Origin of the sequence: Algoriphagus marincola DSM 16067, from assembly GCF_000429405.1 — a bacterium.
Taxonomy (GTDB): Bacteria; Bacteroidota; Bacteroidia; order Cytophagales; family Cyclobacteriaceae; genus Algoriphagus; species Algoriphagus marincola.
This window is the reverse complement of record NZ_KE386900.1, coordinates 54515-76842: the sequence shown is the minus strand read 5'-3', so window position 1 is coordinate 76842 and position 22328 is coordinate 54515. Positions and strand designations below refer to the sequence as shown.

General features: G+C 40.2%; 19 protein-coding genes. 4 read left to right on the top strand and 15 right to left on the bottom strand.

What is annotated here, in order from left to right:
* Nucleotides 1–123: 123 nt before the first annotated feature.
* The 4 genes from G457_RS0120320 to G457_RS22450 all read right to left on the bottom strand — a co-directional run bounded on the left by G457_RS0120320 (nt 124) and on the right by G457_RS22450 (nt 4534).
* Complete coding sequence (locus G457_RS0120320) at nt 124–1209, bottom strand: ABC transporter transmembrane domain-containing protein (RefSeq protein WP_081701493.1); 1086 nt, start codon at nt 1207–1209, stop codon at nt 124–126.
* Nucleotides 1210–1217: 8 nt separating this feature from the next.
* A complete protein-coding gene (locus G457_RS22050) occupies nt 1218–2288 on the bottom strand; it encodes a P-loop NTPase family protein (protein WP_155847209.1) in 1071 nt (356 codons plus the stop codon).
* Between the two features lie 10 nt (nt 2289–2298).
* A complete protein-coding gene (locus G457_RS0120305) occupies nt 2299–3102 on the bottom strand; it encodes a DUF2490 domain-containing protein (RefSeq protein WP_026948093.1) in 804 nt (267 codons plus the stop codon).
* An 850-nt stretch (nt 3103–3952) separates the two neighbouring features.
* Nucleotides 3953–4534, bottom strand: a complete 582-nt coding sequence (locus tag G457_RS22450; RefSeq protein WP_051260937.1) for an aspartyl/asparaginyl beta-hydroxylase domain-containing protein — start codon at nt 4532–4534, stop codon at nt 3953–3955.
* Between the two features lie 531 nt (nt 4535–5065).
* Here G457_RS22450 and G457_RS0120290 point away from each other — a divergent pair.
* Together G457_RS0120290 and G457_RS0120280 are read left to right on the top strand one after the other, a co-directional pair.
* Nucleotides 5066–5878 (top strand): hypothetical protein, encoded by an 813-nt coding sequence (locus G457_RS0120290; protein WP_026948091.1) that lies wholly within the window; start codon nt 5066–5068, stop codon nt 5876–5878.
* Nucleotides 5879–6514: 636 nt separating this feature from the next.
* Nucleotides 6515–7651, top strand: a complete 1137-nt coding sequence (locus tag G457_RS0120280; protein ID WP_026948090.1) for a hypothetical protein — start codon at nt 6515–6517, stop codon at nt 7649–7651.
* 265 nt (nt 7652–7916) lie between these two features.
* Here G457_RS0120280 and G457_RS0120275 read toward each other — a convergent pair whose 3' ends face one another.
* From G457_RS0120275 to asd, 8 genes are all read right to left on the bottom strand, one after another.
* Nucleotides 7917–8339 (bottom strand): hypothetical protein, encoded by a 423-nt coding sequence (locus G457_RS0120275; protein ID WP_026948089.1) that lies wholly within the window; start codon nt 8337–8339, stop codon nt 7917–7919.
* A gap of 166 nt (nt 8340–8505) precedes the next feature.
* Nucleotides 8506–8709 (bottom strand): hypothetical protein, encoded by a 204-nt coding sequence (locus tag G457_RS0120270; protein ID WP_026948088.1) that lies wholly within the window; start codon nt 8707–8709, stop codon nt 8506–8508.
* Nucleotides 8710–8711: 2 nt separating this feature from the next.
* Entirely contained in the window at nt 8712–9218 is a 507-nt protein-coding gene (locus G457_RS0120265) for a hypothetical protein (RefSeq protein WP_035484470.1), read from the bottom strand.
* A 90-nt stretch (nt 9219–9308) separates the two neighbouring features.
* The gene (locus G457_RS22445; RefSeq protein ID WP_162142724.1) at nt 9309–9647 is read right to left on the bottom strand and encodes a hypothetical protein; all 339 of its coding nucleotides are present in this window, start codon (nt 9645–9647) and stop codon (nt 9309–9311) included.
* A gap of 71 nt (nt 9648–9718) precedes the next feature.
* Nucleotides 9719–10978 (bottom strand): ATP-binding protein, encoded by a 1260-nt coding sequence (locus G457_RS0120255; RefSeq protein WP_026948086.1) that lies wholly within the window; start codon nt 10976–10978, stop codon nt 9719–9721.
* Nucleotides 10979–11371: 393 nt separating this feature from the next.
* Complete coding sequence (locus G457_RS0120245; protein ID WP_026948085.1) at nt 11372–11965, bottom strand: DUF6090 family protein; 594 nt, start codon at nt 11963–11965, stop codon at nt 11372–11374.
* 135 nt (nt 11966–12100) lie between these two features.
* On the bottom strand, nt 12101–12808 hold the full coding sequence (locus G457_RS0120240; protein WP_026948084.1) for a hypothetical protein: 708 nt from the start codon (nt 12806–12808) through the stop codon (nt 12101–12103).
* A gap of 1145 nt (nt 12809–13953) precedes the next feature.
* Nucleotides 13954–14835 carry an archaetidylserine decarboxylase gene (asd, locus tag G457_RS0120230; RefSeq protein WP_026948082.1) on the bottom strand — a complete coding sequence of 294 codons (882 nt, stop codon included), beginning with the start codon at nt 14833–14835 and terminating at the stop codon, nt 13954–13956.
* Between the two features lie 1335 nt (nt 14836–16170).
* Here asd and G457_RS0120220 point away from each other — a divergent pair.
* Entirely contained in the window at nt 16171–17607 is a 1437-nt protein-coding gene (locus tag G457_RS0120220) for an NADP-dependent isocitrate dehydrogenase (RefSeq protein WP_026948080.1), read from the top strand.
* A gap of 82 nt (nt 17608–17689) precedes the next feature.
* Nucleotides 17690–19474, top strand: a complete 1785-nt coding sequence (locus G457_RS22035) for an arylsulfatase (RefSeq protein ID WP_051260935.1) — start codon at nt 17690–17692, stop codon at nt 19472–19474.
* An 82-nt stretch (nt 19475–19556) separates the two neighbouring features.
* Here G457_RS22035 and fumC read toward each other — a convergent pair whose 3' ends face one another.
* From fumC to G457_RS0120200, 3 genes are all read right to left on the bottom strand, one after another.
* Nucleotides 19557–20957, bottom strand: a complete 1401-nt coding sequence (fumC, locus tag G457_RS0120210) for a class II fumarate hydratase (protein WP_024284058.1) — start codon at nt 20955–20957, stop codon at nt 19557–19559.
* 78 nt (nt 20958–21035) lie between these two features.
* Nucleotides 21036–21524, bottom strand: a complete 489-nt coding sequence (locus tag G457_RS0120205; RefSeq protein ID WP_051260934.1) for a hypothetical protein — start codon at nt 21522–21524, stop codon at nt 21036–21038.
* A gap of 214 nt (nt 21525–21738) precedes the next feature.
* Nucleotides 21739–22119 carry a RidA family protein gene (locus tag G457_RS0120200; RefSeq protein WP_026948078.1) on the bottom strand — a complete coding sequence of 127 codons (381 nt, stop codon included), beginning with the start codon at nt 22117–22119 and terminating at the stop codon, nt 21739–21741.
* Between the last annotated feature and the right edge of the window lie 209 nt (nt 22120–22328).

Sequence of the window (22328 nt, the reverse complement as noted above, 5' to 3'; positions counted from 1 at the left end):
TCTTGGTAATCAGAAGATTTTGGCAGGAAAAAGCCCTTCTAAATGCTAAACTGAAGCTTCAAATGGTCCTGAAATCCCAAAAACATAAAGTTCTAAACAGGACTGATTTTGTACCTCTGGGCCTTATTCAAGGAAAACCAATTTCGGATCTGTCTCTGGAGACGCTGATCCTTGTTCTGCTTCCTTCTCGGCCTTGTCTTTTTTGGAATAGGTAAGGGGTGTTTTTTTCTTGATCAGCACTTCTATTTTTTCCAAGGAAATCATCCCTTTTGCGATGATCGAAGGGGTCTTTGAAATGCTTCTAATCGCGGGAGCCATAGCACCTATTACAAGCATAAAGGCCAGCAATTGTCCGGGACTTCCTTTGCTTTCTGGTGAAAAAGAAATGGCAGCAAGCAAGGAGAAAGTAAGCAAAGGACCCAAAATGGCTACCCAAGCCAATCTGGAATTTTCCCAGAATTGATATTGAAGATTTGCTGTTAGTGCCTCCCCGCTTTTTTCTTGAAAAGTCCCGCTTATTTTGGTTCTTTCGGATTTAGCAAAATCTCCCTTTTGATTGGAAAAAGTCTCCGTGACGTACTTCAAAACCAGACTTTTTTTATTCCTTTTGGATCTGGTCCAGGGGATCTGTTTCGAATCAAGAAGAAAAGCGATTGGGCTCACAATTAAAAGCGTGGCCACAATGGTCAAGGTCCAAAATGGGTTTAAATAAACCAGTAAGCCCAAACCCGTCAATAGGAAGAAGGCATCCCGGAGGCCTCTATGAAAGCCATTGCATAGCATATTTCTTACTGACAATTGATCCCCAGAATACCTCAGAAGGTATTTGCCAAAACCATTCCTTTTGTAGTAATCCGAGGTCCATTGAAGCTGCCTTCGGAATAGCCTTTGCATCAAATGAAAATTGAACTTCTCAGCCTTGGTGCGTATCAGCTGCCTCTCCCAAAAATGAAGGAAGAACTTAAGCAGGATGACGACGCCAAGAATCGCAAAGAATTGTTGCAGCGAGCTAACGCTAAGCCCGAAGTCGGCAAGTAATTCTGATTTGCTGATCGAATTTTGATACATCAGGTCAAAGTACCATCCTGTCATTAGACTGAGGAAAAAGGTACTGACTGCTCCCGTCCAACCTATCAGTAGAATTACTGAAAGTCGACCCCAATGGGCAAACCAATGGCGTTTGAGAGTTTTATTTTTTAACCAGTCCATCAGTGATTTCAGGCAGATAGGAGTTGCATAGGTTTGAGATAGCTAGGGAACTCACCCATACTCAGCTGCTCCAGGTTCAAAATAGGCAAATAGCTATGTTCCTTGTTCTCATCCAAGCATTCCCTTACTTCCTGAACCAATAGTGGACTAGCTGTAAATATCCCTGCCAAAGCTGTTGCTTGGATGCCCCAGGAGTTTAGAGTTTGGACTCCATTCACCGCAGATAAACTATCTCCTGCTGAGAACACGACCTGATGCACCGAATCTATAAATTTGGAATTTTTCAAAAGCATCTTGGTCTCGCGCTGAAGTATGCCGTCTGCTATTTCAATTACCACGTAGTCAGGTCTTTTTTTCAATACATCCCGAAGGAGAGATTCATAAAGACTTAAGAGTTTTTCCTCAGAAATCAGATAGGTGGAAGGATACCCATACCTGGAAAAATCTATTGCTTCACAGGCTCCAAGATCAAAGGCCAGGTTGGCATCCTTTGGGTATGCGGTTCCCGTCAGCTTGATGTAAGCCGCTGTATGCCCCTTTTTTACAAGACCATTGATGAGGTAGGCTGCCGTGGTTGTTTTTCCACTATCCATAGCTGAGCCCAGCGAAAGCACCACTTTTGTTCTCTTAGCCAGTTCGCCGGTATAGGGAATGAGCTTCTCCTCCTTTCGTGCAATGGTATTGGCGATCTGCCCTCTTTCATCTGTGTAAATGCCGATAAGTTCCACTTTGGTAGGTCCTATCTCGTCCAGTCGCTGATGCATGGATTTTACCTGTCCGATCACCCCAGCCCCTCCGAGCATATGAAATTCACCTTTTAGATCATCAGGGACATAGCCTTCAAATTGATTGGTGGCATATCTATTTCCAAAAGCCCCCATGATCAAATCGCCCGGGATGAGCGTTGCGCTTCTCGATCCTGTCTGAATCATTTTATTCTTACCAATTTCGGTCACCATAAAGAGTCCCACATCACCGGCTTTTAAAGTGAAGTTTTGCTCTAATTCATCGATTGTAATCAATTCCATAGGTCTAATTCCATGACAGACCATTCCAATTTTGATTCGAGATTTCATCATTGTTTCTTAGTTAAAAGTTTATTGGTAGAAAATTTTCATTATGCTTGCCCTTGAGCTGGTAGCTGAGGGACATTCCAATCACATGGTAATTGTTAAATGGGCGCTGAATCCGTCCTGTATTTGGGTTTAGGACATTGATTCTATTGGTAGCTGAAACTCCAAGGTTGAACTCATGTTGATTCATGTAATAGAGTGATAATCGGATCGGATCACTGATTTTGAAATTGAAATTTGCCAGTATCCTACCCCGATGAAATCCATTGGCGGGCTTCCGGGCGATTTCTTCTCCTTCATCATTGAAATACCGAATATTTCCTCCGCCTATATTGTAAAATAGGCTGTAGGTCAAAGAAGGAGCCACTCCGAGAAATTCTAGCCTTTTGCGAAGACCCAAGCGATTGCTTAGGATTATTCGATGGTCGAATCGGCGCTCTTCTTTGCTATGGGTTTCAAATTGAACGCCACTTCGTAGGACCAATCTCCTGTTTAGCTTTTTCCGGTAGATGGCGTTGACGAAAATCCTGTTGGTCGTGCGATTGGAGGAAGGGATGCTTAGCCAGGCGGTTCCTACTCGCGTACTCCAGGTAGAATTGATTCGGTAGCCGAGACGAATTTGGTACCAGTTGAAATTATTCTTAATCTCATTGCTGATATCTGTCGAATGAAGATATGCCACTCTGGCGTCTAGGTTTTCCGTAAGTGGCATTCCTAAGCTGAAGGTGTTCCAAACTCTGGTCTTCTCTTGAGCCTGTAAGGGATTAGCCAAAAATATTGCGATGGCTAGGAGGCTGATTTTTAAATAGGAGGAGGACATATTCTTGTTTTTTATGCCTCTTGGTCGCAGTGGGAAATCAGATTGTAACCAGCCTGCCGAAAAAAATTAGGATTTATCCATCTTTTTTAACCCTCTACCCAACTTAGAAACCAAGGGTCACCGAGCGAAGTCGAGGTGAAGCCAAAGAAAATTAGCCTTCTGGCGTCATTGCGGATAATCATATTAAAAAATGGTACTACGACGACTTTAATGAAAAGAACAAAAAAACGAGTTCTATTAAAATCGGTACGGTAACAAATCATTCTACCAACGCAATAGTTTGAATTGGACTGAAATCTTTCGGTTTATGGGGCCCTGCGGGATTTTCGGTTTTGGAATGCTTTGTAAACCCGTTAAGAAAATGACTTGGTCCCGAACTTGCTTCGGGAACCCAGTCATTTTTAGGGTGGCAAAGCAGGACAAAATTCCGCTGTGCACTAGGTTTTAACATGTAGAAAGCTTCACCAGCGGAAAGAAAAGAACGGGGCCAAGACTTTTGGATACTTTTGGTCTTCAAAAGTATCGAAGGATAACCCATTCGAAGGCTTCGAGTGGTAAACTAAAGCGAAGAGGTTTTAGTCAAGGTTTTTTGTTTTTGGCAAAGCCATTCATTAATCAAAAATTGAGTCTAGACTTCTAGCACCACTAAATTCAGGATAAAACTAAAAAAATAATTAATATAATATTTTCAAACCTGTACAATCATTAAAACTGAAGCATAAAAAAAATCCGGTAAGTTTCCCTACCGGATTCTTTTCCAGCTGCTGATTTCTCAACCCCATTCCAGGGCTATACCGTAATTTCCGCTAATGAGCAACTCTCAAAGGATTCAACAAAGGCTGAAAAAAGCCTAGGAAGCGGCGGAGTATGCCTGAAATACTTCCTTCTCAAGCTCGGCAGGTAGCATGTCAAAAATCACGTGGATACGATCCTCGTTTCCATCATTCCGCGCTTCGTGCATCTCATTATTATCAAACCACCACAGTTCGCCCTCCTGCATTCGTACCTCCTCATCCCCGGTTTTCATCCAGGAGCCGAGGCTTGATTTTAGGACTAAATGATAGCGATTTCGGACCCGGTAGTATTCTCCTCGATCGATGTGCGGGTAAACCTGCTTACCAGCGGGCAAGCAAACAATCTTGGCCCTTCCCAGGATTTCATTTCTCTCCTTCGCAAATTCCTTTAGAAATTCCACAAATAAAGGATACTGTTTGCTGCCGGATGTCCATCGGCTTTCGTGTACGTCTCGACGCTTTCTATCCCCGATAGCCGATTTTCGCAGGCCTCTCAAAGGAATGGCAAGAGCCTCACGCTGAACCATAATCTTGTCTTGTCGACCCGTAGATCCGGCCCAGGCATTTTCGATGGAAGCTATTTCATCCAGAAATGGCTGGGTTGGGATATGCTGTTTGATAAGCTTGAAGTTTTTCATGGTAATCATTCGATTAAGTTGGAAATAACCTATGTGCCTCTAAGTCGCAGAAGGCCCATCGAACGTAACCGCTATCTTGAAAAAAATGTAAGCTACGCCAAAAATCGGACAGTTTTAAAGACCAAGCTCTTACCTTTAAACTGCATGAAGAAGTCAAGACCTGACTTCAGGAGGCAAGTTTACCGAAAGCAATGGTAGCTAGACAGGTAAAGAACATGAATCTAGCTGAGATGTCGATAACTCTGTTGAGCAATAAATGTGGCCTGGTAGCTGGAATAAAGGTCTAGGCTTAGTTTAACACTCTTGCTGGAGTATCCCAGCGAATTCCATCCCGCTATGTATCAGGATGGTAGGGGAATTAGGGTAGTACAAGGCGCGAAGAATTCCGATAATTATAGGAAATAGCATTGGTCCAGCGTGTAGGGAAGGCAAACCTTATCCAATTTATCTCAACGATTTGAATTTGCCGAGAAGGGGCTTAGCTTAATTTTTCGTAATTTAGTTTTGAAATAGGGTAAAATACTTCTACGAATGAATAGAATGGTGAAAAGTAAAATCTTGGTGAATTTGTTTCTATTGATACTGATATCATGGAATTCTCTTGCTCAAACTTCAAACATTGAATTTATTGTAAAAACTTCTAGGGCAAAGCTTACCGATGAAACAAGAGTATCTTCTAAGACTTTAAAAGCCTTAAATCGGGGAGATACATTAGAATTAATTGAAATAGTAATTCCTAACCTTCAAAAATCATTTAATACTGATTATTTAGAAGAATTATTAATTTCTCCTAATGGTCCTCAGGAGTGGTATAAAGTAAATCATAAAGGTACTATTGGATTTATATCTTCGTCTTTCATAGAGAAGGATTCATTAGTTGAGAAGCAAATTTCAGAGTCCAAAGCAATAATATTTGAGAGAAATCAGAGGATAAAAAATAGAAGTGATTCAATAGAAAAAGCGAGAAGAGATGCAGAACAGGAGTTATTTCTACGGCAAAAGAAAGATAGAGAAGAAAAAGAAATGGAGGAGATTCGTAAAAATGATAGTATTGCACTTATTATGCTAAAAAATGCAAAGGCACAAAATAGTAGCTTATTGAATAACTCGATACAATTAAGAAGAGATAGATTTCAAAAAAAGTATGGGAAAGAAGTAGGTGAGAAAGTTGCAAAGAAACTTATCTGGATAGGGATGACTGAAGAAATGCTTCTTGATAGTTGGGGAGAACCTGAAGATATTAATAAGACGGTAACTAGATATAGTATAAGTAAGCAATACGTTTATGGCTTAGGACAATATGTTTATGTTGTTGATGGTAAAGTAGAGGCTTGGCAAAATTAACAACTTTTAGGTTTGAAAGAGGGAATTTATGAAGGCTAGAGTTAGCCTAAAAAAAAGTTTATTTGCAAAGTAGCTGCTTAACTAAAAATCTATTTAATAATATTCACTAAACTATTTATTATAGTTTTGAATGCTAAGCAATTGAAAGGCCGATTAAAATTTGTTTCAGGTTTATTTCTTTACCTTTTGCCAAATCTACAATAAACAAATTACATTCAAAAACTGGTTTTAGATAGTATTAATTAAGAAGATACGGAAAAACTAATCGACTGGATAGTTAAACAATGAAAAAGATTTTAAATTTCAAAGGAAGAGTCATTAACGTATATTCTCAAAATATCTTTTCAAGGAAAAAACGAAAAGGATGATTAAACAGATGGTTTTATATAATGGAAGAGCCAATTTTCTTTTATCTTTCAGCTAGTGAAATGATTCCAATAAATTTTAAAACTTGGATAAGGTCACAAGAAGAGCAAAAAATGATTATTGAAAAAAATAAATTTATAAACTAGTTTTTGTCTTTAAACCTCCCATGAAAGAGAGTGAATACAAAATTTATCAAATATTGAAAAAAATATCCTAAAGTTAATATCCTACAATATCTTTTTTTAATGATAAAATAAATGACCAGTAAAAATGAAATATATTCCAATTATCCTCTTATTGATTATTTTGATTCAAATTACTTCATTCGCACAAGTAAGAAATTATAGCACTAAATCAGAATATGAAAGACAAGTTTTATTAAATGAAACAAGAAGGTTTCAAAAAACTATTATTGATAGTTTAATTTCAAAATTTGAGAAAGGGACATTTGAAGGTAGGATTATTGTTGATAATAGTCCGGTTTATTCAAAGCCAGATATCACCGGTAAAGAATTAGAAAGATTGTCTTCTGGAACACTAGTGGAGATAATAGGAGAAAAGTTCAGCTATGAAACGTTCAACCTCGAATCATTTCAGATTAAATACGAAAGCATCCAAGGGTGGGTTAAGGAAACACACATACTTGTCAATGATAATAGTAAATACTTGTTTGAATTAATTCAAAACAAAGAAAACCAACTTCCAACTCTTGATGTAAATATAAGTGAGCTAACCAAGGAGGAGAAGCATAAGCATAAAGAGATGTATTTTTCCAAAATATTCGATTTGATGGATTTTAAGTTAAACTCAGATAAATCTTTAGATTCATTGAAATCAATACATGAAAAAAGATTTTTGACTTCAAAAAAGAGGTTTCAAAAAAGGGTTAAAATAGAAAATGACGAAGAGTTGAAAAATTTTAAGAAGTCAATAGAGTTAAAAAGACTAAACTTAGAAGAAAAACAGAAATCAGAATACTTGGTTTTTATAGATTCATTAAATAAAGTTGCAAAAGAAAGAGTAGACCGCGATGAAGTTATAGAAAAAAGAAGAATAGATTCTTTGAATAATGTTCGTGACTCTTTAACAAGAATAAAAGATGAAAGAATTCGGAAAGAAAACGAAGAAAGAAAAAAGAAAGACTTAGAAGAGAAAAGAAAAAGAATTCAGGAAAGACAAGCCAGTTTAATTAATAGATTTGGAAAAATTAATGCGGATCTTATTTTTCAAGGAAAAATAAGAATAGGCATGACAGAAGAAATGCTTCTTGAAAGTTGGGGTAATCCAAAAAGAATTAATAAAACTACAACTAGGTATGGAACTAGAAAACAATATGTTTATAGTTCTAGAAAATATGTTTACATTGGAGAAAACGGTAAGATTGAAACAATTCAAACTTCAAACTAAAGAACAATCTTATGAGAATTCTTCTTAGCTTTGAGAAGATAAATCTTAACTAGTCTGATTAGATATTACGGTTTAAAAATTATTAACAGAAGAGACCTCATCTCCATCATATCTGGGATTGCTTGAAACCAAACCGAATCCGGTTTTCGCTCCACAATTTGGACAAATTTCTTTGGTTATTTTTTGGAGAGATTAATGTTTCGAATCATAGCCTTTAGGTAGCATAGTTATAAACCGTTTGATGCAGTTATAAAAGCCTTTTCCTTTATTCTTTTATATCGGTATTCTCAGTTGAAGCAAGATGGTCGTAAACCTCCTGGGCTCCGTGATCCCTCATACTTGCTCTTTCAGTATTTTGAGGGTAATCAGAATATTTTTTTGCGATGTCGTTTACAGAGAAATGAAAATTTGTATTGGTCTTGCTGCCACCAATAGACCATACTCCAATTTCACCGTTACTAAGTTTTATTCCTACAAAATAGACTTCTTCGAAATCCTTTGATTTTACAGCACAGGATTTTTCAATTGTCAGCGTCTTGTCTTTGAGCCCATACTTTACTCCTTCAAGTTGTTTTGGAGATGCGTTTTCAATGTTAACTTGTTCATTCGTCCCTGAATTTTGCTCTTGTCCACTACAAGATAATAGTAAGAAACAAGCAATAATCGTAAGGTAATTTAGATGTCTCATTTTGTATGATTTAGATTTATAAAATATTTGCTAATGTTTTCCAGCTACCAAAATTTGCAATTTCGAGGTAATTCAATTTTAATCAATCAGAAACTTTGATAGAAGTACAAATCTTGATTTAACATCTGAACCGCCATTTTTGGGTAGGTGCTGTTATGCATAGACTTTATTTTCTTTCTTTTTGGAGAATAAAAGTCAGGTTAACACAATAAAGTTGATTAGCGTTTGACACAGTCGAAAACTTGTCAACGACCTGATAGCCTTCTTCTAAGTACTTGTTTATCAAATTTAATTCAATCTCTTTATGACCAGTTTCTCTTTCAACGTCTGCTGTATTAATGTTTACTGAAACTACTTTTTGCTTTATCATATTTATTGTTTTTCTAAGGTTTTTAGTGTGTTTTCTATTTCTGTCAAGAACATTTCTTTTTTGCGTTTTGCTGCATTAGATTTTGAAATGTCAATTTTCCTAAAAGCATCTTCTTCTTTTCCGAAATTATCTACTAATGAATTTAGGGCATTCAGTTTAGCAGTTGTCTTCATTGATTTAATTTGATCAGTTAGAGCTTTTTCAGATTTTTCTTGAGCGTCTGCTGATCTTTTTAATTCTCTTCTTGTTTCAATTAGCTCAAGCCTTTGCAAAGACAGTTCTTTTCGTTGTAACAGTATAGTATAAATAATACCCGCTAATGCAAGTCCTGAGAACAATGAGTTGATAGCACCAAATGTGTCGCCAAATGTTCCTCTGTCACTTTCAAGAGGAATATAATGTCGAACGATTAAATATGATACGGACCAAACTAATGCAATTAAAATAAAAGCAAAAATTAATGGACGTAGTTTGTCATCTTTTTCTATTTTCTGATTGTCTTCTTTCATAAGCTTATGCATAACGCTCAGGCTAAAAAGCGTTGCTGTCCCGAAGGGCAGCTATGATTTTTTAGGCATTGTTGGTCACAGTTTCTATTATTAAATCGCAACTTGACATTGTCTCGTTTGTATTTTTAAAGAGCTGTTATATGTCGATTTGAATTTCTTTTTCAGCACTTGTATTTTCCCGGTGACTTTAGGAGTCCCTGTGCTCACCACAAAACTATTCTTTGTATGTCCTTTCACGTCCACACTAAGTTTCTTAATTGTTTCCTCAATCTGTTCGCATGCATATAAAACCCCCTTCCCTTTTATTTCAATATAGTTCTCATCAGAATCTGTTTTAAGCATAAAATCACATTTCTTTCCCTCCTTGAGTGCGCATCCGTCAACTCTAATCTTTTCAACTACTCGCTCATTGGGATTTAGAAAGCGCATTTCACATCTACTGTTGCCACAATCTTTAAAGACTATGATTTTATCGTTACACTTTATGATACAGCCTTCCATTATTCTATACTTAGAAGATCGTCAAAATCATTTGAAATAATATCAGATACTTTGTCTAAGTAGTATGAATCAATCAACTCATATTCGTTATCAAGGATACTTGTACATTTCTGATTTTCCAAAGCATAGGCATTAAGTGTATTAGGAGGTATACTAAATATACTATTAAATACTTTATCTATTTTCTCTTTATTGGTATCTTTTTCAGACATTACAATACCAGCCTGTAATAGATTATTGAATGAAGAAATAATATAAGGACTATGAGTAGTTAAAATAATCTGAATTTGACATCTTGAAAGTGTAAATACAGATGATATAAGCTCTACAATTTTCTTTTGTGCGGAGGGAAATAAATGAGCTTCAGGTTCTTCTATATATAGTGTTAATCCGTTTCCTGAAAAAGAAAGTCTCGTTAAAGCTTTAAGTATTAATGCCAATGGTAGAGTTTCTTGCTGTCCACTGGAAGCATAGGCTAAATTTATTCTTCTCTTATCTTCATGAATAATGTAGTCTTTGCTTTTTACTCTTTGATATTTACCTCCTAGAATTTGAATAATAAGTTCATCAACTATCCTTTCCTTTTCTTCTTTATTCCGACTTCTCCCATAATCCCTTGAAGCAATTCCTTTTATGTTTTCATAGAATGATCCAAATGAAACTAAAAATGGGTCAATAGCTTTGTTATTTGAAAGGAATGAAAATATTGAACTTTGTAGTGTGGCGAAAAAGGAACGACCGGCAGGGATAAAGATTTGTGAATAGCCACTTTCAATGGCCAAATCATTTTGAACTAAAGAAAGGTACCTCTCGAAAACCTTGAAATCAGGTCTATAAACTTCAAACTTATCTTTGGCTTGAAATTTAGCTTTGTCTCCTCTAATTAGTCTTTTGGCGTTGTTAAATTGCTTTGACACAAGTGGCGAAAATTCTAATTTGATTTTATTCTTTCCAGTTCTATATACTTTTGAATACTCTTTGTCATTGTAATGAAACGTAATTTCAAAATTATTGTCAGCCCAAGAATCAATTGGAAAATATTCTTCGAATTTAGAAATCAGTATTTTTGTTAACTCTGGCTTGCTTTTATCATCTTCAGCTGCTTCATAAAAATCTCGAAAAAAAGATTTAAAGTAGTACATCAGTTTGATAGACACACTTTTTCCACTTGCTTGCTTTCCAATGAACAGGTTGATTTTGTTTATGTCAATTTTGGTGTTTTTTAAACCACCAAAATCCTTGATTTCAATTCGTTCCATTTATGTTTTTTATTGTGCCAACTCATTTATTTATCCGCTTTTGGCGCATTTATTCACCGATTAGGACGTATAAACCCACCTTTCTTTTTTTTATCCCAAATCCTCCAAAGGCGAAATTCAGGATTTCTAATCCACCCGATTTTGATAGCATTAAAAAACCTCCCCTTCGCTCTTCTCAAAGAAAAGCATTTCAAACTAAGAATCTATACCATAAACAGGGTAATTTTTGATTTTTTGGGGCGGAAATTGGGAGGTTTTAAGAGAAATCTTGAAAAATTGAGGGATTTATAAATGACGATTGAACCTAAACCATGTAGTATTCACAGGGGAAAGTCCAGCGTCTGGAGACGCAGGATAGCGGAGATTTATATAAGCCAATCTTGTAGCTAGGCTTTATTGCCCTTCGGTCTCCAATTTCTGTTGGTTTTTATCCAAAAAATCTGAATACGAGTCCAAAAGGCTTTTTTCACTGTCTAGGATATCATTCAAGTAATACGCAAACTTTAGAAGTACTTCCTCACCACCTTTGTCCATCTCCTCATAGACAAAGTCTGTCAATCTTCTGGTTTTGGACTGGAGTAATTCTGATTGAGATTCAATATCCAAAAGCTTCGAAATAATATCATACTCCAAAAGCTCAGCCTTGTGATTGATAAAAAACCTCAAGCTTACACTCTTATTGACTGCCACTTGAAATCCACCAAAATCTGAAATCAACTCACGGGGTGTTAATTCGGGGTCTATCGGCTCATCTCCCTCTAGCTTCTTACGAAGTATTTCAAAAAGCTCAAGATGCCGATTAAAGACGGTATCCAGGTCAGGTTGACTCGACTTGATGTCATTTTCTATTGCCAGAAGGGTTTTTTCAATGTATTTCTCATTGTCCGCCTGTTCTTTGTAGTTGCCTATAGAAACGGCAATCAACACACCAATTACTACAATGGTGATTTCCTTGAAATAATCTAAAACTGGACTTCCTTTTTTCATTGTTCCTTTAGCTGACGTTCAAAGAAAAGCATTTCAAACTAAGTATCTATACCAAAAAGAAGGGATTTTTGTTTTTCCGGCGATGATGGGTTCTTCGTCAGGAGCCACCGAACAGCCGAGGTTTAGCCAAGAGTTTTATTTCTGATTCAGAAACTGATTGATTTGTTCGCCTATTTCCTGAATAGTCAATAGGACCGCTTCATTTTTGATGCGCTCGCTTGCTTCCTGATCATTCAATTCCCCGTCCATTCGTTTGGATTGGAACTCCCTGGTTACAATCGTCGAGAAGGGAATCAAGCCGGTTCTTACATCCATCATGATCAGTTGCGTGGTAGCAAAGGCCTTGATATCAGCCTTGCCAAAAACCTTATAGTTGGAGTACAAATCACTGTGAATGGAATAGATCGCCACCAGATCCGACTGGGTTCTCACAGCTATCTCACGGATGCTGGTAAAAGTTGGAGTGCTGGAGATCAGCAGGTCGGGAATCTGCGATACTTGCTGCACCCGCTCCGATCGTTTAAAACTCTCCGTAAATCGATCCAAGTACTCCTGCTGGGACTTCAAATAGGTCTCATTGTTCCAGTAATAGCTTCGTTGATTTTGCCTGCTTTCTAATTTGACAAGCGAAATCCGCAAGTTCTCAGGTAAGGAATAAGTACCCTCCAGAATCTTTCGGATATTTTCTTCCGAAATGGTGGAGGATTGATCGTCAAATAATGATTGTGTGATGGGTGGGTCTGTTTGGTAGTAAGCTTGGGACGAACTGCCAGTGCCAGTAGGTTTTACTGTCGTGCATGCATAGAATGTGAATAGCAGGAAGAGGAAAGGTGCTTGTTTCATGGTCTGGGGTTTCATGCTCTATACGGAAATCTTCTTCCTAGGGAATGTGTTTTGAAAAATATTTTTGGAGGTGGGATTTTTTAGCTATTCGAGATTTGCAATCTCGAATCCAATATCGTAGGATTTTCAATCCGGGAATTTTCTAATCCTAGCGCAAGTCTCCTGACTTTTTTAGCAATTCGGATATTATTGGATTCGAAACTGGAAAAGCCAAAAACCACCTTTTGAGTGGAATACAATCTCTTTTCTCTTCGTTCTTTTGGCTTGACCCAAAAGAACCAAAAGGTCAAGACACAGCAAAGCCTGTCTGACACCAGGCAGGCTTCCACCGCACAAGGCCGGACGCTGGCCCGCTGCTGTGTCATCCCACGCGCCCATTCCAATTATGTTCCCTTGTTACACTAGCTTAAGACTAGGGACACACCCTAGCACACCTTAGCGCAAGTCTCAGCATTTACCTACCTGGGGTAGGTTTACCTGCCTGACAGATGGCAGGTCCTGAGACTTGAATCAATTAAGGGTCTTATTGTGAAAAAATATTTCAATTTATTTCAGCTCGCTTGCGAGCTATATTTCCACTGTATTTCTTTTTTATATCGTCTCTGTCTTGCTGGCATCTTATTTCCGTTTCCAAATCAAAGATTATGGGCCAGCGCTGGTTTATGTATATCTTTTTGCCCAGCATTTCGCTCATCGTTTCGCTTCGCTCATACTGGGCTGATACATTTCGCACTTACAGCGCTTTCTATCGGATAATATCTCCTCTCTTGGCGTAAGGTCTCCCTCACCACTAGCGCAAGTCTCATGATTTACCTACCTCTGGTAGATTTACCTAACTGTGGTAGGCTTGTGCTTCAATCAATGCAGTCTCCTGACTTTTTATACCTAAAAGATTTACGAGTCTACCTTTCAATTGGGATATTTCAATTTATTTCAGCCCGCCTGCGGGCTATATTTCTACCGTATTTCTCAGCTTGTTTCGTTTTCTCTTACTGGCTGGGATATTTCTTTCGATAAGTAGACTCGACTTTGTGTGTTTTCAGGAAATATATTTCAACCTATTTCAGCCCGCCTGCGGGCCATATTTCTACCGTATTTCTTTTTCAATACGCTTGCGGGCTACATTTCCACTGTATTTCCAATATTTATTCACTGGCGATTTTTTCACCCATTCTGACAGCGGTTTCGAAATAATTTCGGGTGTTTTCGATCAGGTCTTTATCAAAGGTAAACTTCCCTGAATCAAAAAGCAGCACTATCGTCGAACCTCCAAAAGCGAAATAACCCATTTCCTCGCCTTTTTGCACGGGTGAGTCAGGCGTAAAAGTGGAGTTCAAACTCCCGACCATAGTCGCTCCTACCGGGATGATCAGCAACTCGCCTTTTCCGGCTGTTTTCAAGCGGCAGATTTCCCGTTTATTCTTGGTGAATACCTTGGTGAATTTTCTCTCCAAACTAATCGGTGAGACGGAGTAATAATCCCTTCCGATTTCATGACAAGGAGAAGGGATGCCTGGGTAAGGAAAATGATAGCGATGGTAATCATTCGGCGCCAATCTCAAAATGGCCATAGCCGCATCTTGGTATTCCTCTGCCAGCTTTTCATCCTCCAAAAACTGTTCTAGAGTAAATCGTTCTCCCTTGACAAAGAAGGAATTCACCTCGGATGCCTTTTCGAAAACCAACAGTTTTCCATCTCCGGGGGAGACTAGTCCCTCTTCTATTTTGCGTGAGCCGGGTTTGAGTTTACGGTAGAAAAAATCATTGAAGGAGGTAAATTCATCAATCTGCTTTTCGGACTCGCTCATGTCGATATTCAGCGAGCTGACGAAAGGTTCGATCCGGCTTACCGAGCTGGGGCTGTCCATTTTTTTACCGTACCAGTCCGAGATAAACTTCCGCTTGGCAATGGGCAGGACGAGCGCTTCCCCCACGGGATTTCCATACAGAAATCGCAGAATATCTTCCCCGGGTGGCCTTTCGGTTACCAGTTCCTTGGTGGCTCTATTGATGAATTGGATGTCCATTTTACAGGTTTATGCATGGTCTTTTGAGGCTCAGGCAACACATCTAAAGTTTTGCCGGCTCTTGATCAAATGCCTGGTACAAAATAAAGGTTCAAAGATGAATAATTGATCTGAAATGATAGAAAAATACTTTATGCCACCATCAAGCCGCTATTCGAGATTTAGATTGGCGCAAGTCGACGCTATTCGAGATTTGCAATCTCGAATCCAATTTCGTAGGATTTTCAATCCGGGAATTTTCTAATCCTAGCGCAAGTCTCAGGATTTACCTACTCTAGTGTATCTTATGCTAATAGCGCAAGTCTCCTGACTTGTGCTTCAATCAATGCAGTCTCCTGACTGCTACAATTAATTCGTCTCCGTCTTGCTGGCTTCTTATTTCCGTTTCCAAATCAAAGAAAAAGGGCCAGCGCTGGTTTATGTATATCTTTTTGCCCAGCATTTCGCTCATCGTTCCTCTTCGCTCATACTGGGCTGATACATTTCGCACTTTCAGCGCTTTCTATCGGATAATATCTCCTCTCTTGGCGTAAGGTCTCCCTCACCACCAGCCCAAGTCTCCTGATTTACCTACCTGGGTAGGTTTACCTAACTGTGGTAGGCTTGAGCTGATTTGAATAAAGTCTCCTGACTTTTTTAGCAATTCGGATATTATTGAATTCGAAACTGGAAAAGCCAAAAACCTCCTTTTGAGTGGATAACATTCTCTTTTCCCTTCGTTCTTTTGGCTTGACCCAAAAGAACCAAAAGGTCAAGACACAGCAAAGCCTGTCTGACACCAGGCAGGCTTCCACCGCACAAGGCCGGACGCTGGCTCGCGGCTGTGTCATCCCACGCGCCCATTCCAATTTTGCTTCTGTGTTACAAAAGCGCAAGTTTCCGGACTTGTGCTTGAGCAAATGTATTCTCCTGACTGCTCGGCTATTCGAGGTTTTTAATCTGGAATCCAATATCGTAGGATTTTCAATCCGGGAATTTTCTAATCCTAGCGCAAGTCTCAGGATTTACCTACCTCTGGCAGGTTTACCTGCCTGACAGATGGCAGGCCCTGAGACTAGAACTAATTAAGGGTCTTTTCGGGAAATATATTTTAATGTATTTCAGCCCGCTTGCGGGCTATATTTCCACTGTATTTCTATTGCAATACGCTTCCGGGCTATATTTCCACCGTATTTCTTTTTCAATGAGCTTGCGAGCTATATTTCAATTGTATTTCCATCTCCCTAGGATTTTAAATCTGCCCACCTTACAATTTGACCATTGGACTTAATAAATCGCAGATTTTCAAGTATATTGATTTTCTAATTTATAGCTGGTAACAAAAAACAAAGACTTATGACAAGAATAACTGTAGCCAAGGGCGATGGTATTGGACCTGAGATCATGGATGCCACGCTGATGATTATCAAAGCAGCGGGTGCCCAACTTGAAATTGATGAAATTGAGGTAGGGGAAAAGGTTTACCTAGCCGGAAACACCGCCGGAATCTCGGATGAGGCTTGGGAGACTATACGTAGAAATAAGATTTTTCTGAAAGCGCCAATCACTACCCCTCAGGGAGGGGGTTACAAGAGCTTGAATGTTACTACCCGAAAGACGCTCGGACTTTTTGCAAATGTGAGACCTTGTAAGAGTTTACACCCATTTATCTCCACCAAGCACCCAAATATGGATTTGGTGATCATCCGTGAAAATGAGGAGGATCTCTATGCTGGAATCGAGCATCAGCAGACCGATGAGGTGGTGCAATGTCTGAAGCTTATTAGCCGTCCGGGTTGTGAGAAAATTGTCACTTATGCCTTTGAATATGCCCGAAAATATGGTCGCAAGAAGGTCACCTGCTTTACCAAGGATAATATCATGAAGCAGACCGATGGTTTGTTTCACAAAGTATTTGACGAGATCGCTGCGAAGTATCCTGAGATAGAAAACGAGCACTGGATCATTGATATCGGGGCAGCTAAAATGGCCGACACGCCGGAGGCTTTTGATGTGATCGTGATGCCGAATCTATATGGGGACGTACTTTCCGATGTGGCTGCACAAATTACCGGTTCGGTAGGCTTGGCAGGTTCTTCTAATATAGGCCATGACCATGCCATGTTTGAGGCGATCCACGGTTCAGCCCCTCGTAGAGCGGGTCAAAACCTAGCCAATCCATCCGGTCTTTTACAGGGAGCTATTTTGATGCTGCAGCATATCGGTCAGTCTGAGATTGCCGAGAAGGTGCAAAATGCCTGGTTGAAGACCATGGAAGATGGGATTCATACCTATGATATCTTCAAGGAAGGTGTCAGCACTCAAAAGGTGGGAACCAAAGAGTTTGCTGAGGCAGTCATTGCCAACCTTGGCCAAGTGCCCAAAACCCTGAAGAAAGTTGAATTGAAGAATAGCGGTTTGATCAATATTCCCCGTCACGTCAGAGCGCCACGAGCCAAAAAGGAACTGGTTGGGGTGGATGTTTTTGTGCATTGGGAAGGTACAGATCCAAAGAAAATTGCTGAGGAGCTACAGAAAATGAACAATGATAATTTGAAGCTATCCATGATCACCAATCGAGGTGTGAAGGTATGGCCTCAGGGATTCGAGGAAACTTTCTGTACCGACCACTGGCGATGCCGATACAGTGCCGTCGAAGGAGCTACTCCATCCAAAAAGGATATTTTGGAGGTACTTGCCAAAGCTGAAGAGGTAGGTGTAGATACCATCAAAACAGAAAACCTCTACCTTTTTGATGGCGTCAGAGGCTATTCATTAGGACAAGGACAATAAATCTACTGTAGGAAATAAGTTGAAGGGCCTTTCCCAAAACGGAAAGGCTCTTTTTGCTTTTGTCGATTAAACATAAATTGAAATGAGGTTTAGATTAGTATTTCCGGTCCTTTTTTTTACGCTGATCCTGGCATCTTGTAAATCAGATGAGATTGATCAAAGCGAAGGAAGATCCAAGCCCAATATCATCCTGATAATGACCGATGACCAGGGATGGGGTGATCTTGGGATCAATGGAAACCCTGATCTCAACACCCCAAATATCGATCACTTGACAAGTAATGGGGCGAGATTTGAGCGGTTTTTTGTAAGCCCGGTTTGTTCGCCCACCCGGGCAGAGTTGCTTACGGGCAGGTATGCCGTACGTGGAGGCGTTTACTCTACTTCTGCAGGTGGAGAGCGGTTGGATCTGGATGAGACTACCATCGCTGAAGTTTTCAAGAAAGCGGGGTATCGGACGGCAGCTTATGGCAAATGGCACAATGGGATGCAGCCACCCTATCATCCCAACGCTAGGGGTTTTGATGATTTTTACGGTTTTTGCTCGGGTCATTGGGGGGATTATTTCAGCCCCATGCTGGAAAGAAATAATGAAACTGTAGAAGGAGAAGGGTTTTTGGTGGATGATTTGACAGAAAAAGGCCTGTCATTTATCGAAGCCAATAAGGATCAACCTTTTTTCCTTTACCTGCCCTACAATACCCCTCACAGCCCCATGCAAGTTCCAGATAAATGGTGGAGTAAGTTCAAAGACAAAAAACTGGATAGCTTATACCAAAATCCCGAAATGCAGGATATGGATTTTACTCGTGCTGCCTATGCGATGTGTGAGAATATTGACTGGAATGTGGGAAGGCTTATGACAAAATTGGAGGACTTAGGCATGCTGGAAAATACCATTGTCCTCTACCTATCTGATAATGGACCCAATGGTTGGCGCTGGAATGGCGGTATGCGTGGAAGGAAAGGGTCCACTGATGAGGGAGGGGTACGTTCACCGCTTGCCATCCAATGGAAAGGACAAATCGAAGCAGGAACTAGTATTCCTCAGATTGCCTTTACTCCAGATCTCTTACCTACCTTGGCTGATTTGGCAGGCATTCCGCTTGAAACCAATAAAGCCCTAGACGGGAAAAGCTTAAAACCATTATTGCTGAAGGAAGAAGGAGAATGGCCCGAAAGGCTATTAGTTAGTCATTGGGGAAATCAAACCAGTGTGCGGAGTCAGGACTTTCGTCTCGATCATGAAGATCGACTCTATCATATTCCCAGTGATCCCGGGCAGCAGGTGGATGTCTCAGAAGCCTATGAAGCCATCAAGGAGGAGTTACTCGCCAAAAAGAAAGACTGGATCGCTTCGGTCTTGGTGGAGCTGCCGGAGAATGATGCCCGTACTTTTACGATAGGACATCCCGATTTTGCCAACACTCAAATTCCGGCCCGTGATGGGCAAGCTCATGGCAATATCCAAAGATCCAATCGATGGCCTAATGACTCATTTTTTACCAACTGGACTAGTACTGAGGATAAAATCACCTGGGAAGTGGAGGTGTTGGAAGCAGGAAAATATGAGGTGGAAATCTACTATACCTGTGCTGAAGAAAATATGGCTCCCATGATGCGCTTAAGTTTGGGAAATGCATCCCAAAGTGGGCCTGTGGATTTGCCTCATGATCCGCCATTGGAAGGAATGGAATATGACCGAGTACCCAGAGGAGAGTCGTATGTAAAGGATTTCCGGCCATTCACTCTTGGGACCATTGATTTGGAAAAGGGGGTAGGAACACTAAGGTTGGAAGCCACCCAAATTCCTGGAAATCAGGCTATTGATTTTAGGTTGATGACCCTGCGTAGATTGGAGGAATGAGAACGAAAAAAGCCTTTCCAGATCGGAAAGGCTTTTTGGTTTATTTTAACTCGAAATATTGAATCGAAATGACTGCCACTTCCTACTTCAAGCTTCCTATCATATCTTCAGGCTTTACCCATTCGTCAAACTGCTCAGATGTCAACAGTCCCAGAGCAATAGCAGCTTCCCGTAGGCTAGTACCTTCTTTGTGGGCTTTTTTAGCAATGGCTGCTGCATTTTCATAGCCGATATGTGGATTCAAAGCGGTTACGAGCATCAAGGAATTTTCCAAGTGACGCTGAATCATTGGGGTGTTTGGCTCAATACCTATTGCACAGTTATCATTGAAGGAAACGCAGGCATCTCCGATCAATCGTGCTGACTGAAGGAAATTAGCTGCGATCATTGGCTTGAATACATTGAGTTCGAAATGACCATTGGATCCACCGATGGAAATGGCCACATCATTTCCCATTACCTGAGCGGCCACCATAGTCAGAGCTTCTACCTGCGTTGGGTTGACTTTTCCTGGCATGATGGAAGATCCAGGCTCATTTTCCGGAATCAAAATTTCACCGATTCCTGATCTAGGGCCGGAGGAAAGCATACGAATGTCATTAGCGATTTTCATCAGGGATACCGCCAATTGCTTAAGTGCTCCATGTGCTTCGACCATACCATCATGGGCGGCCAAAGCCTCAAATTTGTTTGGAGCAGTTACAAAAGGCTGACCGGAGAATTCAGCGATTTTCTTCGCAACTAGTTCTGCATAGCCTTTTGGCGTATTCAGTCCTGTTCCTACGGCAGTTCCTCCCAATGCCAATTCAGAAAGATGGCTTAGCGTATTTTTCAAAGCTCGCAATCCATGATCCAATTGGGCTACATATCCGCTGAACTCCTGTCCCAATGTAAGTGGAGTAGCATCCATGAAGTGGGTACGACCGATTTTTACCACATCCTTAAATGCTTTGGCTTTTGCATCCAGGGTATCGCGAAGCTTTTGTACCCCTGGAATGGTGGTTTCCACGACCATCTTGTAAGCAGCGATGTGCATTGCCGTTGGATAGGTGTCATTGGATGACTGCGACTTGTTTACATCGTCGTTTGGATGGATTTTTTTCTTTTCATCCTCCAGCGAACCGCCGAGCAGTACATGTGCCCGGTAGGCGATCACCTCATTCGAGTTCATGTTGGATTGGGTGCCCGATCCGGTTTGCCAAACGACAAGCGGGAATTGATCATCGAGTTTTCCTTCCAATATTTCATCACATACCTGAGAAATAGCATCTGCTCGATCCTGCGCCAACACACCTAGTTCGGCGTTGGTTTGGGCTGCAGCCTTTTTTAGGATGGCAAAAGCACGGATAATTTCAATTGGCATGCGGTTTTTCTCCCCGCCGATTTTGAAGTTATTGATGGACCGTTGGGTCTGTGCTCCCCAGTACTTATCTGCAGGAACCTCTACCGGGCCCATGGTATCTTTCTCGATTCGGATGCTCATGATCTATGGTTTATTGTGTTGTGAATTTTACGCTGCTAAATTAATCCCTAATGGGCTTTTTCCCTACCGCTTGTGGATTTAATCCTTGATTTGCAGGTTGATTAATTCGTGAAAATCTTCACGCGAGTTTCTCACCTGCCGGTGAAAGAAAAATAAAGCCAAAGCATAATTCAAACCCGCCAGTCCCAAGCAAATGCTTCCATTCAGGACGTTGGTCTCCAGTCCAAAATAATAGGCTGAAAATCCAATCAGAATGAAGCTCCAAAACAGGACAAAAAAGAGGGCTCCTGGGAATAGCTTGTATCGAAGAAAGAGGATGGATCCACGAGGTGTATCTTCGACCTCTCCAAGAATGAGCGGAAGGAAAGTATTGCTTCGTTGAATTACCTTGGAGATGCGGAAGGTGTTTTTCCCCACGATTCCATTGAAAGCGATGTGCTTTGGTTTTAGGTAATTGCTTTTGTCCAAAAAATTGACCTCCAAAGTCTTTTTCGAAATATGCTCCATCACCTCATCCTTGGAGTAGGAACTGACAAGCGTTTCGCTGAAAAAGGGAATGAGGTTCATGGGTTTATAACTTGTTTAAGTAGAAACGGTTCCCTAATTTACGATTTACGAAGTACGAAATACGAGTTGAATCGCAGTTTTAAGGCAAAATTCAGTCTTTTGACCCACTTTACCACTTTTCCAATCTCCAACCTAAAGATTGGCTTTGGTCGCAGTAATGTTAATGCGCAACGACGGACAAATTTTCCAATTTTTCAATTTTCTAATTTTTTAATCATTTTACCGCAATACAGGAAATTTCTACGTTGACATTTTTCGGCAGTTTGCTGACTTCTACCGTTTCCCGCGCGGGTGGATTTGTTTTGAAGTATTGTCCGTAGGCATCATTGATCGTAGCGAAATCATCCATGGATTTGATAAAAATGCTGCACTTCACTACATCTGAAAAGCCAAAGCCTGCCGCCCGGAGTACAGCCTCTAGGTTTTTCATGACGGCGTGAGTTTCCTCGGTAATATTTTCATTGATTAGTTCGCCGCTTTCAGCATCCAAGGGAATTTGGCCAGAGACGTAAAGTGTATTCCCTGCCAAAACTGCCTGTGAATAAGGACCAATGGGAGCGGGCGCCTCAGCCGTGAAGATGATTCGATTTGCCATAAGGATTTTAGATTTATCTATTTATGAAATATGAGTTATGAAGTACGAAATACGAGCAATTCAGCTTAAGTTAAAGTGAGAATCGGTCTTTTACCCAACCTTAAACTAATTTACGAAGTGACCGTCTTTGCGAGGGCTCTGAGTTAATATTTTTTAAATATCGAATGATGAACGCTGAATATCGAATGATGAAGATAGGCCAAAGATTT

Excerpts from the sequence above, each read along its gene's own strand:
- G457_RS22035 (WP_051260935.1), top strand. The coding sequence starts at position 17,690 with ATGAGGTTTAGATTAGTATTTCCGGTCCTTTTTTTTACGCTGATCCTG.
- G457_RS0120275 (WP_026948089.1), bottom strand. The coding sequence starts at position 8,339 with ATGAGACATCTAAATTACCTTACGATTATTGCTTGTTTCTTACTATTA.
- G457_RS0120305 (WP_026948093.1), bottom strand. The coding sequence starts at position 3,102 with ATGTCCTCCTCCTATTTAAAAATCAGCCTCCTAGCCATCGCAATATTT.
- G457_RS0120290 (WP_026948091.1), top strand. The coding sequence starts at position 5,066 with ATGAATAGAATGGTGAAAAGTAAAATCTTGGTGAATTTGTTTCTATTG.
- fumC (WP_024284058.1), bottom strand. The coding sequence starts at position 20,957 with ATGAGCATCCGAATCGAGAAAGATACCATGGGCCCGGTAGAGGTTCCT.
- G457_RS0120265 (WP_035484470.1), bottom strand. The coding sequence starts at position 9,218 with ATGAAAGAAGACAATCAGAAAATAGAAAAAGATGACAAACTACGTCCA.
- G457_RS22450 (WP_051260937.1), bottom strand. The coding sequence starts at position 4,534 with ATGAAAAACTTCAAGCTTATCAAACAGCATATCCCAACCCAGCCATTT.
- G457_RS0120245 (WP_026948085.1), bottom strand. The coding sequence starts at position 11,965 with ATGAAAAAAGGAAGTCCAGTTTTAGATTATTTCAAGGAAATCACCATT.
- asd (WP_026948082.1), bottom strand. The coding sequence starts at position 14,835 with ATGGACATCCAATTCATCAATAGAGCCACCAAGGAACTGGTAACCGAA.
- G457_RS0120280 (WP_026948090.1), top strand. The coding sequence starts at position 6,515 with ATGAAATATATTCCAATTATCCTCTTATTGATTATTTTGATTCAAATT.
- G457_RS0120200 (WP_026948078.1), bottom strand. The coding sequence starts at position 22,119 with ATGGCAAATCGAATCATCTTCACGGCTGAGGCGCCCGCTCCCATTGGT.
- G457_RS0120220 (WP_026948080.1), top strand. The coding sequence starts at position 16,171 with ATGACAAGAATAACTGTAGCCAAGGGCGATGGTATTGGACCTGAGATC.
- G457_RS0120205 (WP_051260934.1), bottom strand. The coding sequence starts at position 21,524 with ATGAACCTCATTCCCTTTTTCAGCGAAACGCTTGTCAGTTCCTACTCC.
- G457_RS22050 (WP_155847209.1), bottom strand. The coding sequence starts at position 2,288 with ATGATGAAATCTCGAATCAAAATTGGAATGGTCTGTCATGGAATTAGA.
- G457_RS0120320 (WP_081701493.1), bottom strand. The coding sequence starts at position 1,209 with ATGGACTGGTTAAAAAATAAAACTCTCAAACGCCATTGGTTTGCCCAT.
- G457_RS0120240 (WP_026948084.1), bottom strand. The coding sequence starts at position 12,808 with ATGAAACAAGCACCTTTCCTCTTCCTGCTATTCACATTCTATGCATGC.
- G457_RS0120270 (WP_026948088.1), bottom strand. The coding sequence starts at position 8,709 with ATGATAAAGCAAAAAGTAGTTTCAGTAAACATTAATACAGCAGACGTT.
- G457_RS0120255 (WP_026948086.1), bottom strand. The coding sequence starts at position 10,978 with ATGGAACGAATTGAAATCAAGGATTTTGGTGGTTTAAAAAACACCAAA.
- G457_RS22445 (WP_162142724.1), bottom strand. The coding sequence starts at position 9,647 with ATGCGCTTTCTAAATCCCAATGAGCGAGTAGTTGAAAAGATTAGAGTT.